The 12,154-nt window shown below is 68.3% G+C and carries 13 protein-coding genes, 3 tRNA genes and 1 pseudogene; 9 read left to right on the top strand and 8 right to left on the bottom strand.

Features of this window, described 5'->3' with window-relative positions; translation table 11 throughout:
- Positions 1-3 precede the first annotated feature (3 nt).
- Positions 4-522 carry a bacterial proteasome activator family protein gene (locus G6N53_RS02525; protein ID WP_163886833.1) on the bottom strand — a complete coding sequence of 173 codons (519 nt, stop codon included), beginning with the start codon at positions 520-522 and terminating at the stop codon, positions 4-6.
- 490 nt (positions 523-1,012) lie between these two features.
- On the opposite strand from G6N53_RS02525, the gene G6N53_RS02520 reads away from it, so the two are divergent.
- Complete coding sequence (locus G6N53_RS02520) at positions 1,013-2,209, top strand: cysteine desulfurase-like protein (protein ID WP_163886832.1); 1,197 nt, start codon at positions 1,013-1,015, stop codon at positions 2,207-2,209.
- A gap of 16 nt (positions 2,210-2,225) precedes the next feature.
- Here G6N53_RS02520 and G6N53_RS02515 read toward each other — a convergent pair whose 3' ends face one another.
- Entirely contained in the window at positions 2,226-3,200 is a 975-nt protein-coding gene (locus G6N53_RS02515) for an NAD(P)H-quinone oxidoreductase (protein WP_163886830.1), read from the bottom strand.
- A 78-nt stretch (positions 3,201-3,278) separates the two neighbouring features.
- Here G6N53_RS02515 and G6N53_RS02510 point away from each other — a divergent pair, with 78 nt between their 5' ends.
- Positions 3,279-3,791 carry a MarR family winged helix-turn-helix transcriptional regulator gene (locus tag G6N53_RS02510; RefSeq protein ID WP_163886827.1) on the top strand — a complete coding sequence of 171 codons (513 nt, stop codon included), beginning with the start codon at positions 3,279-3,281 and terminating at the stop codon, positions 3,789-3,791.
- 10 nt (positions 3,792-3,801) lie between these two features.
- Positions 3,802-3,888: transfer RNA gene (locus tag G6N53_RS02505), tRNA-Ser, on the top strand.
- Positions 3,889-3,898: 10 nt separating this feature from the next.
- Here the strand turns inward: G6N53_RS02505 and G6N53_RS02500 are convergent.
- The 4 genes from G6N53_RS02500 to hisC are packed head-to-tail and all read right to left on the bottom strand — an operon-like array spanning position 3,899 to position 6,765.
- The gene (locus G6N53_RS02500) at positions 3,899-4,723 is read right to left on the bottom strand and encodes a crotonase/enoyl-CoA hydratase family protein (RefSeq protein WP_163886825.1); all 825 of its coding nucleotides are present in this window, start codon (positions 4,721-4,723) and stop codon (positions 3,899-3,901) included.
- Positions 4,724-4,775: 52 nt separating this feature from the next.
- Positions 4,776-5,216, bottom strand: coding sequence for a hypothetical protein (locus G6N53_RS02495; RefSeq protein WP_163886823.1), 441 nt, complete (start codon positions 5,214-5,216; stop codon positions 4,776-4,778).
- A gap of 18 nt (positions 5,217-5,234) precedes the next feature.
- Positions 5,235-5,708: a DUF4334 domain-containing protein gene (locus G6N53_RS02490; protein ID WP_163886821.1), complete on the bottom strand. Its 474-nt coding sequence runs from the start codon at positions 5,706-5,708 to the stop codon at positions 5,235-5,237.
- Positions 5,709-5,715: 7 nt separating this feature from the next.
- Positions 5,716-6,765: a histidinol-phosphate transaminase gene (gene hisC / locus G6N53_RS02485; protein ID WP_163886819.1), complete on the bottom strand. Its 1,050-nt coding sequence runs from the start codon at positions 6,763-6,765 to the stop codon at positions 5,716-5,718.
- Between the two features lie 83 nt (positions 6,766-6,848).
- On the opposite strand from hisC, the gene G6N53_RS02480 reads away from it, so the two are divergent.
- Both G6N53_RS02480 and G6N53_RS02475 read left to right on the top strand, forming a co-directional pair.
- Positions 6,849-6,937: transfer RNA gene (locus G6N53_RS02480), tRNA-Ser, on the top strand.
- Positions 6,938-6,960: 23 nt separating this feature from the next.
- Positions 6,961-7,036 (top strand) — tRNA-Arg (locus tag G6N53_RS02475).
- Positions 7,037-7,103: 67 nt separating this feature from the next.
- Here G6N53_RS02475 and G6N53_RS02470 read toward each other — a convergent pair.
- Positions 7,104-8,276, bottom strand: coding sequence for a tyrosine-type recombinase/integrase (locus G6N53_RS02470; RefSeq protein ID WP_163886816.1), 1,173 nt, complete (start codon positions 8,274-8,276; stop codon positions 7,104-7,106).
- Positions 8,276-8,854 (bottom strand): hypothetical protein, encoded by a 579-nt coding sequence (locus G6N53_RS02465; RefSeq protein WP_163886814.1) that lies wholly within the window; start codon positions 8,852-8,854, stop codon positions 8,276-8,278. The genes G6N53_RS02470 and G6N53_RS02465 overlap by 1 nt, the downstream gene beginning before the upstream one ends.
- 108 nt (positions 8,855-8,962) lie before the next feature.
- Between G6N53_RS02465 and G6N53_RS02460 the strand changes: the two genes are divergently transcribed.
- The 4 genes and pseudogenes from G6N53_RS02460 to G6N53_RS30045 all read left to right on the top strand — a co-directional run bounded on the left by G6N53_RS02460 (position 8,963) and on the right by G6N53_RS30045 (position 12,140).
- A complete protein-coding gene (locus G6N53_RS02460) occupies positions 8,963-9,142 on the top strand; it encodes a hypothetical protein (RefSeq protein WP_163886812.1) in 180 nt (59 codons plus the stop codon).
- A gap of 59 nt (positions 9,143-9,201) precedes the next feature.
- Positions 9,202-9,399: pseudogene (locus G6N53_RS30575) on the top strand (helix-turn-helix domain-containing protein); the annotation flags it as partial.
- A gap of 330 nt (positions 9,400-9,729) precedes the next feature.
- Positions 9,730-10,170: a hypothetical protein gene (locus G6N53_RS30050; RefSeq protein WP_237166339.1), complete on the top strand. Its 441-nt coding sequence runs from the start codon at positions 9,730-9,732 to the stop codon at positions 10,168-10,170.
- Positions 10,171-11,030: 860 nt separating this feature from the next.
- On the top strand, positions 11,031-12,140 hold the full coding sequence (locus tag G6N53_RS30045; protein ID WP_163886808.1) for a class I SAM-dependent methyltransferase: 1,110 nt from the start codon (positions 11,031-11,033) through the stop codon (positions 12,138-12,140).
- Positions 12,141-12,154 lie beyond the last annotated feature (14 nt).

Raw genomic sequence — 12,154 nt, 5'->3', positions numbered from 1 at the left:
AGCTCACAAATACTGACCGGTGCCGGGATGCCCCGGACCGCGTTGCCCCGGCACGCTCACACCGGGCGGCAGCGCGCCCCGCATCTGCTCGAGTTGCTGGCGCGCCGCCATCTGCTGGGCGAACAGTGCGGTCTGGATGCCGTGGAACAGTCCTTCGAGCCAGCCGACCAGCTGTGCCTGCGCGATCCGCAGCTCGGCGTCCGACGGGACGGTGTCCTCGGTGAACGGTAACGTCAGCCGTTCCAGCTCGTCGCGAAGCTCGGGGGCCAAACCCTCCTCGAGCTCCCGAATGCTGGTGTGGTGGATGTCGCGCAGTCGACCGCGGCTGGCCTCGTCCAGCGGCGCCGCTCGGACCTCTTCCAGAAGCTGCTTGATCATCGTGCCGATCCGCATCACCTTGGCGGGCTGTTCGACCAGGTCGGTCAGCGACTTCCCGTCGCTTTGCGCCATGTCCACCGCGCCCGCGTCGTCCGGGTCCCCGCCGATGATCTCGATGTTGTCGTCGTCGGTGTTGCTTGTCATGTCCCTTAGAGTGCCCCAACATCGCTTGTCGAATGCGGCTGGGTTCCCACACCCGGTTCGGTATGGGGCCCTACCGTCCTTGGATTTCACAGCGGTCTTTTCCAGAGTGATCTTCTCCCACCACCGCGATTTGTCCAGCGGCGCGCGGGCGCGCCGAGCCCCGCAAACCCGGACGGCATCGATTTCGGTGCCGAGAGCAATCCGCGGGCACGGCCACACACGTCGGCCGGACGGCGTCGAACGGTGCGATTCCCGCGGCCCAGACGCCCGGCAGCGGTCATCGGCTACATCGGACAGCGGTTGCCCCGACAGTCACCAGCAACAACGGCGCAACTAGCACTCCGAACCCGGAGCTCGCTGGACTAGTATGGCTGCGCAGATGACCCGTTCCGTCTCGGAGCGGGCAGCAGGATGCAAGGTCGGGCATTCGCCGAGCCGGCGCTATTCGTGCTGGTACGGCGGAATTCACTGACGCAATAAGGTGGCTGGCATGGCATACGACGTCGCCCGGGTGCGCGGATTGCACCCGTCGCTGGGCGATGGCTGGGTACATATGGACGCCCAGCACGGCATGTTGCTGCCGGATTCCGTCAGCCGCGCCGTGACGACCGCGTTCCGCGGTTCGATGCCGACACCGTCGGGCCCGCACCCCTCCGCCCGGCGCAGTGCGGCGGTGCTCGCCGCGGCCCGCCAGGCGGTGGCGGACCTGGTCAACGCCGACCCGGCAGGTGTGGTGCTCGGACCCGACCGGGCGGTGCTGCTGACGTCGCTGGCCGAGGCCGCGTCCGGACGTGTCGGGCTGGGATACGAGCTGGTGGTGACCCGCCTCGACGACGAGGCGAACATCGCGCCGTGGCTGCGTGCCGCGAACCGCTATGGCGCCAAGGTGAAGTGGGCCGAGGTCGACATCGAGACCGGTGAGCTTCCCCCCTGGCAGTGGGAAACGCTGGTGACCCGGCCCACCCGGTTGGTCGCAATCACCTCTGCATCTTCGACTTTGGGCACGGCGACCGAGCTCGGCGAGGTCACGAAACTGGTGCACGAGGTCGGTGGACTGGTGGTGGTCGACCATTCCGCCGCGGCGCCGTACCGATTGATCGACATCGACGAGATCGACGCCGATGTGGTCGCCGTGAACGCGGTCGCGTGGGGTGGTCCGCCGATCGGCGCGCTTGTCTTCCGGGACCCCTCGGTGATCGAGGCGTTCGGATCGGTGTCGCTGAACCCCTACGCCACCGGCCCTGCTCGGTTGGAGCTCGGAGCGCATCAGTTCGGGCTGCTCGGCGGCCTGGTGGCGAGCATCGAATACCTTGCCAACCTTGAAGATTCGGCGCAGGGGACCCGGCGGGAGCGGCTCTCGGTGTCGATGCGGTCCGCCCAGGGCTACCTGAGCGGGCTGTTCGACTACCTGCTGACGTCGCTGCGCTCACTACCGACGGCCATGGTGATCGGAAGCCCCGAGTTACGCATCCCGGTGCTCAGCTTCGCCATCGAGAACGTTCCTGCCGAGCGTGTGGTGCAGCGGTTGGCCGACAACGGCATCCTGGCAATAGCGAACGCGAGTTCGCGTGTGCTCGACGTGATCGGGGTCAACGACATCGGCGGCGCGGTGACCGTTGGTCTGGCCCACTACAGCACCACCGCCGAGGTCGACCAGTTGGTCCGGGCGTTGGCGTCGCTCGGGTGAAACCGCCCGTCACCGACTAGACATCAACGCGCAGAAGCACTTTGCCTGACACGTCTCCCGAGGAGAGCAGCTCGTGAGCGGCCTGGGCCTCGGCGATCGGGAACTCCGCGCCGATCACCGGCCGGACAAGTCCGTCGGCCACCATCGGCCACACGTCGTCGACCACCCGGGCGACGATGTCGCTCTTGCCTCCGGGGCCTTCGACCGGGCGTGCCCGCAACGCGGTCGCGAAGATTCCGCCGCGCTTTCCGAGCAGCTTGGCGATGTTCAACTCCGCCTTGGCGCCACCCTGCATGCCGATGATGACCATGCGGCCGTCGTCGGCAAGCGCGTCGACGTTGCGATCCAGGTAGAGCGCACCCATGATGTCGAGGATGACGTCGGCGCCACCGGCGCTGCGCACCACGTCGACGAAGTCCTCGTTGCGGTAGTCGATGGTGATCTCGGCGCCCAATTCGGCGCACAGGTCGAGCTTGTTGCGCGAGCCCGCGGTGACGGCGACCCGGCAGTTCAATGCGCGGGCCACCTGGATGGCATGGGTGCCGATGCCGCTGGCGCCACCGTGGACCAGCAACAGCTGTGATGCGCGCAGGCCGGCGGTCATCACCAGGTTCGACCAGACCGTGCAGGCCACCTCGGGCAATGCCGCCGCGTGCGCAAGCTCCACACCGTCGGGCACGGGCATCACCTGGCCTGCGGGAACGGCCACGTATTCGGCGTAGCCGCCACCTGCCAGCAAAGCGCAGACCTGTTGCCCCGGCGACCAGTGGGCGACGTGGTCGCCCACTGCCTCGATCGTCCCCGACACTTCGAGGCCGATGATGTCGCTGGCCCCGGGCGGTGGCGGGTACTTGCCCGCGGCTTGCAGCAGGTCGGCGCGGTTCACCCCGGCTGCGGCGACCTTGATGAGGATTTCGCCGGCTGCGGGCGCGACGTCGGGCACGGGTTGCCAGGAGAGTCGGTCAGAGGATTCGGCCACGATCGCAAACATCTCCACAACGCTACTACGCTGCAGAAACCCACAGTTTTTCCGATAGCAGCAATACCGTCGTCGCCCTACTATGTGCAAATGGAGGGGATCATCGGGGGGCGCACGGCGAGCGATACGCCGGGGCTTGACATTGCTGAACAACGCGCATGGCAGAACTTTCTCGACGCAGGGTTGAGGATGTACGCGACCATGAACAGGACGCTGGTGGACGAGCACCGGCTTTCATTGAACGACGTGCGGCTGCTCGATCTGCTTGCCAGGTCGTCGACGGGGTCGGCGCGGATGGGGGACCTGGCCGAGGGGTTGATGTCGTTGCCGAGCCGGGTGACGCGCCAGATCCACCGGCTGGAGAAACAGGGGCTGGTCCGTCGCGGCGCGAGCCCCGACGACGGCCGTGGCGTCGTCGCCCACATCACCGCCGAGGGCAGGGAGGCCTTGGGCGCGGCGATGCTGACCTACGGCGGCGCGGTCCGCGCCCACTTCCTCGACAGGCTGACCCGTCCGCAGATCTCGGCGATGGGCGAGAACTGCCGGCGGATCAGCGAGGCGCTGAAGTCCGGGGCGCCTTCGGCCAAGATCGGCCGCGTCTAGACTGTCCCGCGGTGGCGTGGCAGAGCGGCCTAATGCACTCGCCTTGAAAGCGAGAGTCGGCTAACACCGACCGGGGGTTCAAATCCCTCCGCCACCGCTGTCTGGAATCACTCGCCGGTGAAGTTCGCCTGCCGCTTCTCGAACATCGCGGTGATGCCTTCGGTGAGGTCCTTGGAGGGCAGGAACGCGGAGTTCCACGCCGCGACGTAGCGCAGGCTGGCCGACACGTCGGCGGTGCGCTGCTCGTCGAGCACGTCTTTGATGCCCTGCACCACGAGCGGCGGATTGGCCGCGATCTCGGCGGCGGTGGCGCGGGCGGCGGCCAGAGATGCCTCGGCGTCGGGATGGACGTCGTTGACCAGCCCGATCTTCTCGGCGCGTGCGGCGTCGATGTCCTTGCCCGTCAACGCCAGTTCACGCAGATGCCCGTCGGACAGGATCAACGGCAGCCGGGCCAGCGAGCCGACGTCGGCGACGATCGCGAGCTTGACCTCACGCACCGAGAACTTCGCGTCGGCACTGGCGTAGCGGATGTCGACCGCGGAGATCAGGTCGACGCCGCCGCCGATGCACCAGCCGTGTACCGAGGCGATGGTCGGGGTGCGGCAGTCCGCGACCGCCGTGATGGCCTGCTGCATCGTCTTCAGTCGCGTGTGGAATTCCGCGCGCGGCCGGGCCAGCGCTCCCTCGGCCAGCATCGGCGAGAGCGTGTCCCCCATCGCGGCCAGGTCGAGCCCGTAGCTGAAGTTCTTGCCGGACCCGGTGAGCACGATCACCCGCACGTCGGGGTCGGCGTCCAGTTCGGCGAACACCACCGGCAGTTCGGCCCAGAACGCCGGACCCATCGCATTGCCCTTGCCCGGCCCGATCAGCGTCACCTCGGCGATGCGATCGGCGATCTCGACGGTCAATGACTCGTGTGCGTTGCTCATGGAGCAAGAGGCTAGCCAGTGACGACGGCGAGCCGCCTGATGGGTACGGCGGTTAGCCGCCCATCAGTACCTCGCTGACCTTCGCGCTCGGCAGGAACTGACAGGCCGCGTCGGCCAGGATCTGGCCCACGAACTCACCGTCGGGCCCCAGCGGGTTGTTCTCCTGAGCGAGGATCTCCCGGATCACCGCCACCCTGGTGGCCTCGTCCAGCTCGCTGAACTCGTCGCATCTCATCTCCAGCGAGTTGGCTGGTGCCGGGACCTCGGGGACGTCGGTGTTGCGCGTGGGCAGCGGGATGTTCGGTATCTGGATGTCCGGAAGGCCGGGGATGCCCGGGGCGCGGCTGCCGGTCGTCGGCGACGACGTCAGCGGTGGTCCCGGCTCGGTGGTCTGCGCGACGGTGCCCTCGGTGGTCTGCTGGCACGCCGTGGTCAAGCCGACGATGATTCCCAGACCGACCACCGCCGCCGTCACCCGTGCATGCGTCTTCATTGCCGCCACGATATGCGGCTAGACCCTTTCGAGATAGAAGTAGAGGTGGCGAGGGGTGCCCGAGGTGGTGTCCAGCGCGCCCTTGCCGTTCATGATGCCGATGACGGCGTTGTCGTCCACCACTTTGAAGTGGTCGTGCACCGGCTTGCCGTCGTAGACCATCGAGGCGACCATCTCGCCGCGGAACTCCTCCATCCACAGGCTGGCTTCGCCGTTCATCGCCTCGGTGTTGGAGAACTTGTTGCCGTCGGCGTCGAGGCAGACCAGCGGCTTGGCCTCGGCGGCGGAGTGGAACGTCTTGCCGAACCAGTTCAGCCGGTTCATGAACCCGTTGGCCTTGTGTCCGGTGTCGAACTCGCCGCCCTTCCACTCGCCGATCATGAACTCGATGTCGGCGGGGGCGAGCGTGGACCAGAAGTTGTCGAGTTCGGTGTCGTCGATCCGATCGGTGCGTTCTGTCAGGCGGTTGAACTTCTCACGTGCGGCGGTCATTTGTGTCCTATCCGGTCCAGCGTCGGGCGAATTCGAGAAAGGCGTCGTTCTCCTCGGCCGCGGCGACGGTCACCCGCACGCCGTCCTCACCGTAGGGGCGCACGATGATGCGGTTGTTGGCGGCGTCGGAGGCGAACTGCTGGGCGCGGCCGACCAACGGGAGCCAGACGAAGTTGGCCTGTGAGGGCGGCAGGTCGTATCCGGCGGCGTGCAGTGCCGCGGTGACCCTGGCGCGTTCTGCGACGACGGCGTCGGTACGGTGCAGCAGCTCGTCGGCGGCGTCCAGGCAGGCGATCGCGGCGGCCTGCGAGACGGTGGTGGCGGTGAACGGCACGTACACCTTGGACAGTGCGGTGATGATGTCAGGATCGCCGACCGCGTAGCCGATACGCAGCCCGGCCAGCCCGTAGGCCTTCGAGAACGTTCGCAGCACAACGACATTGCTGTGTTCCCGGACGAGTCCGAAGCTGTCTGGCACCAACCCGTCGCGGATGTACTCGATGTAGGCCTCGTCGAGCACCACCAGGATGTGGGACGGCACGGCGGCGACGAACCGGTTGAGCGCCTCGGGGTCGACGACGGTGCTGGTCGGGTTGTTCGGGTTGCACACGAAGATCAGCCGGGTGCGGTCGGTGATCGCGGCGAGCATCGCGTCGAGGTCGAAGGTGTGGTCGGTCAGCGGCACCTGCACCGGGGTGGCGCCGGCGGTGCGGACCTGCAGCGGGTAGATCTCGAAGCTGCGCCAGCCGAACAGCACCTCGTCGCCGACGGTGGACGTGATCTGGATCAACTGCTGGCACAGACTGACCGAACCGCATCCCACCGAGATGTGCTCCGGCGCGAAGTTGACATGCTTGGCCAGGCGCTCCTTGAGCTCGACGTACCCGTTGTCGGGGTAGCGGTTGATGCCGTCGATCGCCGTCGCGATCGCGGCCCGCACGCTGGGCAGCGGTCCGTGCACCGTCTCGTTGCTGGCGATCTTGATCGCGCCCGGCACCGTTCTGCCCGGGGTGTAGGCGGGGATGTCGGCGAGCTCGGGGCGTAAACGGACGGACACCCGATCAGTTTATGGCCGCCTCGGATCTGCTTTGCCTCCCGAGGTAGCCCCTGTGTACTCTCATCCAGCGGCGGTAAACGTCGGGAGGCGTGCCAGAGCGGCCGAATGGGACTCACTGCTAATGAGTTGTCCGTCTTAAAGCGGACCGGAGGTTCAAATCCTCTCGCCTCCGCGGTAACTAAATAGTTTCACCCAGCGCCCGTAGCTCAACGGATAGAGCATCTGACTACGGATCAGAAGGTTAGGGGTTCGAATCCCTTCGGGCGCACCATCTTCCAGCGGAAATGCCAGTCACGGCTCAGGCGACACGCCCAAAATCTCGTACTTTCCCCGTACTTTCAGCCCGTACTATCGCTGAACTGCGCGTATGCGTCCAGCACATCGCGCACGTCCGGCCCGGCGGTCTGGCGCTGGAGGTAGTGGGCCTCCGTCGTCGCCAGCTTCGCGTGGGAGAGCTGCTGCTGCGCCTTCTCCGGGCCGAGGGCGTCCCGCACCACCGTCGCCACCGTGCGCCGGAAGCTGTGCGGAGTCACCCAGGCGAGGTCCTCGGGTAGCGCAGCCCGCAGGGCGCGACGCATGTTCGCCAGGCTCATCCAGCCACCGTCCCGGTTGGCGAACACCGGCCCCTCCATGCCCGACTGGCCGACGAGCGCGGCCAGCGCCTCCACGCCGAACCGCGGCAACGACACCGTGTGCTCAGGTGCGCCGCCCTTGCGGGACTCCTGCCGGTGTAGCGGCTTGCCCGGGACGCGGCCGTGGTCGATCAGTGTGCCGGTGATCGTGGCCGTCGGCGGGTCGGCCAACAGGTCGACGTTGGCCCACCGCAGAGCGAGGACCTCGTTCGGCCGGGCGCCGGTCGCGGCCAGCAACTCGACGAACGCCAACAGCAGGCGACCCGGGCGCGGACCCGGTCCTTCTCGATCGGCGTAGGCGCGCACGGCGGCGCGGACCTGCTCGAACTCCTGGGCGGTGGCGGCCCGCGCGGCGGTGCGGGTGGTCTTAACAGTGCGCGCCTCACGGATCGGGTTCACCGGGAGGACGTCGCACCGCACCGCCAGCCCGAACATGCCGCGCAGCACCATCTGCAGCCGCTTGGCCTGCGTGGTCGCACCCATCTGCTGGAGGTGCGCGTTCGCCCGGCTCGTCGGCAGCTCGGTCACCCGCAGCGCGCCGAGCTGGTCGGCGCCGTGAGTGGCCCAGACCGCCCGGTACTGCCCGGCCGTCTGCGGGCTGACCCCGTCGGCGACGACCTTCGTCTCGACCCACAGCTCGAACAGCTCGGCCAGCGTCGTCGCCTCGGTGACGGCTTGCCCGGTGACCGGTGCCCGTCGCCCGGCCAGGTGCCGCTGCAACGACCGGCGCGCGTCCTCAGCTGACTTCACGCTGGAGCGCTCGGCCTCACGGCGGCGGCCGTCGGCGTCGCGGACGTAGCACTTCGCGGTCCACTTCCCGGCGCGGAGCTTCACCGTGATCTGGCCGTGCTCACCCGGCCGCATCCGTTCGCGGGGCATCAGCGGGCCGTCCCGGTCAAAAGGGCCTCGCGGATGCGGGCGTGGTCATCGACCGCCCCCTCGTACATCTGGCGGTACTGCGCGACGTCGGCGGCGTTGCCCTGACGTTCCGCGCGTAGCAGCAGATCCCGGGCGAAGTGGATGCGTCCGGCGGCGGTGTTGAGTGAGGCCGCCAGGGCGAGGCGTTCGCGGGCCGCGGGGTCGCGAGTCACGCCGTCCGGGGCGGCGTCGGTGTCGTCGGTGAACCAGCCCACGAACTCCGACACCGGCATGGCCTTGCCCGGCAGCGCCTCGACGTCCGCGGCCGGGTCGGTCGGCAGCAGCAGCGCCAGCGGTGGCGCGCCGAGAGCGGCCGCGAGTACCAACAGCTCGGGCACGCTCAGGACGGCGCCGCGGTGTCCGCTGTCCAGCTTCGCGATGACTGTTGGGGGGATGCGGTAGCCGAGTTCGGCGGTGCGGTCGCTGAGCCATTTCGCAGATCGTTTGCCGCGCAACGCTTTTGCGGTCGCGCCGACGTGCCGGACCAGGTTTTCGGCCCACTCCCGCTCGTTCTCTTCGCTCGCCGTGTTCTTCGCCATACGCAAACTATAGCTCGTATGTTGGCGTATAGCGGAAGCGGCTATAGCCTGTTGCTGTACACGCAAGTAACTAGCAGGATCTTTGCGCACAGCGAATAGGAGCGGGAAGTGAACGATTGGAAGGCTGTCAGCGACAAGCTGGGCGGGGTTTGCCGCACGGTGGTGTTCAACCTCTGGCAGAGCGGCGAGCTGCCGAGCGTCACCATCGGGCGGCGCCGCTTCAGCACCGACCGCCAGATCGACGAGTACATCGCCCGGCTCGAAGCCGCCGCGGAGGGTGTGGCGTGAGTCCCTTTGCAAGCTCCCCTGGGTGGTGCGCCGATGAACAGTGAGGCGGCTGCCGGGTAGTGATCCAATCCAAGTACCGGTTCCTGGAGACGCTGCGCGGCGCCGGGATAAGCGCGCGCGACTACCGGGTCCTGGTGACGCTGCTGACCTACGCCGACCGCGACGGCCGCAACGCCCGGCCCTCGGTGGCGAGGCTGGCGGCCGACTGCGAGATGCACCCCGACACGGTCTCCGCGGCGACTCGCAGGCTTGTAGAGCGCGGCTGGCTGCGCCTGTCACGTAAGGGCGGCGGTGGCGGGCGCGGGCACGGCGTAGCAAACACATGGGAGCTGTGCGAGCCGGTGCTCGACCGGTCTGATTCGAGTGATGCGGACCCACCTTTACCCCCCGACGGCACCGGGGGGTCAAATGACGCTTTACCCCCCGAAACGGGTCAGGGGTCAAGCAGTGCTTTACCCCCCGAAACGAGCGGTTTAACCCCCCGAAACGAGCCGGTTTGTCCCCCCGACGCGGTCGGGGGGTACCAGGGTAAGACCAGGGTTAGACCAGGTAAAGAGCTGCGTGGCGCGCCCACGCGCGGCGTGCCCGTGCCCGCGCGCACACGCGAGACGCAGGCACGCCAGGCCGCTGCCGCTGCCGTCGCCGACGTCCTGCAGGGGCACGCAAAGCAAACCCGCGACGAGATGGAGCGCGAACTCGTCAAGCTCCTCACCCAGGACGACATCGTCGTGCCCGCCGTCGGCAGCGCTCTCCAGGAATGGGCCGGACGCACGGATGCGCGGACCCCTCGTCTGCTGCCGCTCCTGTACGGCGACGCGGTGAAGCGTCTACGCGGCGGCCAACCTGGATCGCGCCGCCCGTCCCGGTTCGAGGAGAAGACGGCGGCGCACGCCGAGTTGTTTCACCGGCTGGGGGGCGGCGACGCCTTTTCGCAGTTCTTCCCCGGGCATGAGCCTTCCTCGCCGAACGGCGGCCCTGGCGCCGAGGTCGTCGATGCCGAGGTCATCGATGACGGCGGTGCCTCATGAGCCGCGCCGGGCGCCCGATCGCTGCGGCGTACCTGGGCGCGCTCGACGCTGCATGCCCGATGTGCGGCAGCTTGCCGGGTGGCTGGTGCCGGGACGGGCACTTCCGGCCGCGGCGGGTGCCGTGTGTTGCGCGGCCTCGTGTGCCCGTCCCTGTCGCCCACGACGGCGCGGACGACCTCTTCGACGAGGAACTACAGCCGAGACAGGGTGTGCAGCCCGCAGATTCGCGCACAGAGGCCAATACGGGCGTCCGCGCTGTTCAACGTCCACACGAACCAGCGGCGCGCAATCGTTGCGCGGCAAGGGAATTCATCGACTTTTCGGAACCACGACGAGGACAGGGGGACGACGATGACTGATATCGGCGAGGCTGCGCCCGAGCACCTGCGCGGGTTACCCCTGAGTCTCCGGCGGGAGACAAGAATCGTCGGGCATTTCACGTGCTCCGCGTGCCCTCGCGAGGAGAAATTCCGGTGGTTGTACGCCCGTTGCACCGCTGAGGGAGCCCTGCTGTGCAACCACTGCGCCCTGCAGTGGCACGTCGGGGGGCGGTATGTGGGATGGCGGTTATGCCGCCGGTGCAGAGAGCCTCGCTGGGTCGGCGATGAGCGTAGCCAGTTCACCCTCTCTCCCGTCGCCTACGCCATCAATCGAACGATTTGCGACAGGTGCGTCTCCGAAGATCGTCGCACAGTAGCCGTAACGACCGAGTGCGCGCAGTGTCGCAACCCGTTCACCGCCAAGCGATCCGATGCACGGTTTTGCTCTGGCCGTTGCCGTACCGCCGCTCACCGCGCCGTAACGGCTACTAGTGCACAATCCGGTACTAGTACTCGTGACAGCGGCGGCGCGGACGACCAATGAGCGCCGACTCGACCCAGGCCACGATCACGACGCACGGTCGCTCCGGCTACAAGCGGGGCTGCCGCTGCGAGGTGTGCGTCGCCGCGAACGCCGCCGCCCAGGTGAAGTACCGGGAGCGCCGGAAGCGCGGCGAGGCGCCGTCGCAGCGGACCCAACCCGCGCCGCCGCCGCGGCAGGACCCGGCGTTCGCTGAGCTGGCCGCCGCGATCGGTCCCCCCGCGCCGGAACCGGGCGCGCTGTGCGTCGGCGATCACGACCTCTTCGACCCTCCGCAGGACGGCGAGGCCGCCGCGGCCGCCGCCGCCCGTCATGAGCTGGCCGCCGACATCTGCCGAGCCTGCCCGGAAGTCACCGCTTGCCGCGCGTGGGTCGACAGCCTGCCGCCGAGGCGGCGACCCGGCGGCGTCGTCGCTGGGCAGACCCCCGAAGGAGGTCCACCGGTGACCGTGCCCACGCCCGCGAAGTTCGCCGACATCCTGTACCAGCGCGACCTGGCCCCGTGGGACATCGGCGGCCCCCAGTCGGTGATCCGACAGCTCGTCGCGCACGGCGCCGTCACCGGCCATGTCCTCGATCCGGGCTGCGGGACAGGCTGGCATGCGATCGAATACGCCCGCGCCGGGTGCGAGGTCGTGGGCATCGACGCCGCGCTGACCGCGGTCGCGCGTGCCCGCCGCAACGCCCGAAACGCCGGGGCCGCCGCGCAGTTCGTCCTGGGCGATGTCACCACCAAGCTCTGCGCCTACGAGGGCCGGTTCGACACCGTCGTCGACTCGAAGTTCTACGACAACCTTGAGGACACCGCGGCGCGGCGCCGGTACTCCGCAGCGCTGCACCGCGCCACCCGGCCCGGCGCGAAGCTCATCGTGTTCGGGTTCGGCCCTGGCCACGTCAACGGCGTCCACAACCACGCCCTAGAGGTGTTCGACCACGACGAGGTCCTCACCGGCACGGGCTGGGCCATCACCTATGTCGGGGCGACCACCTACCAGCTGCGGTCCGCGGGCTGGGAGCCGCAGTGCGCCGACTGCCCACGCCGCCTACCCGATGACCTGATGCACATCCCGATCACCGAAGTTCACGCCCGCCGCCGTCCGGTGGCTTGAGATGGAAAGACGGA

This window comes from Mycolicibacterium hippocampi (assembly GCF_010723735.1).
Classification (GTDB): Bacteria; Actinomycetota; Actinomycetes; order Mycobacteriales; family Mycobacteriaceae; genus Mycobacterium; species Mycobacterium hippocampi.
The sequence above is the reverse complement of the archived record's forward strand: the minus strand, read 5'-3'. Positions and strand labels throughout refer to the sequence as shown.

What these genes read in the sequence shown, in the direction of transcription:
- G6N53_RS02515 (WP_163886830.1), bottom strand. Translation starts at nt 3,200, where the DNA reads ATGTTTGCGATCGTGGCCGAATCCTCTGACCGACTCTCCTGGCAACCC.
- G6N53_RS02520 (WP_163886832.1), top strand. Translation starts at nt 1,013, where the DNA reads ATGGCATACGACGTCGCCCGGGTGCGCGGATTGCACCCGTCGCTGGGC.
- G6N53_RS02525 (WP_163886833.1), bottom strand. Translation starts at nt 522, where the DNA reads ATGACAAGCAACACCGACGACGACAACATCGAGATCATCGGCGGGGAC.
- G6N53_RS02500 (WP_163886825.1), bottom strand. Translation starts at nt 4,723, where the DNA reads ATGAGCAACGCACACGAGTCATTGACCGTCGAGATCGCCGATCGCATC.
- G6N53_RS02495 (WP_163886823.1), bottom strand. Translation starts at nt 5,216, where the DNA reads ATGAAGACGCATGCACGGGTGACGGCGGCGGTGGTCGGTCTGGGAATC.
- G6N53_RS02510 (WP_163886827.1), top strand. Translation starts at nt 3,279, where the DNA reads ATGGAGGGGATCATCGGGGGGCGCACGGCGAGCGATACGCCGGGGCTT.
- G6N53_RS02490 (WP_163886821.1), bottom strand. Translation starts at nt 5,708, where the DNA reads ATGACCGCCGCACGTGAGAAGTTCAACCGCCTGACAGAACGCACCGAT.
- G6N53_RS02465 (WP_163886814.1), bottom strand. Translation starts at nt 8,854, where the DNA reads ATGGCGAAGAACACGGCGAGCGAAGAGAACGAGCGGGAGTGGGCCGAA.
- G6N53_RS02470 (WP_163886816.1), bottom strand. Translation starts at nt 8,276, where the DNA reads ATGCCCCGCGAACGGATGCGGCCGGGTGAGCACGGCCAGATCACGGTG.
- G6N53_RS30045 (WP_163886808.1), top strand. Translation starts at nt 11,031, where the DNA reads ATGAGCGCCGACTCGACCCAGGCCACGATCACGACGCACGGTCGCTCC.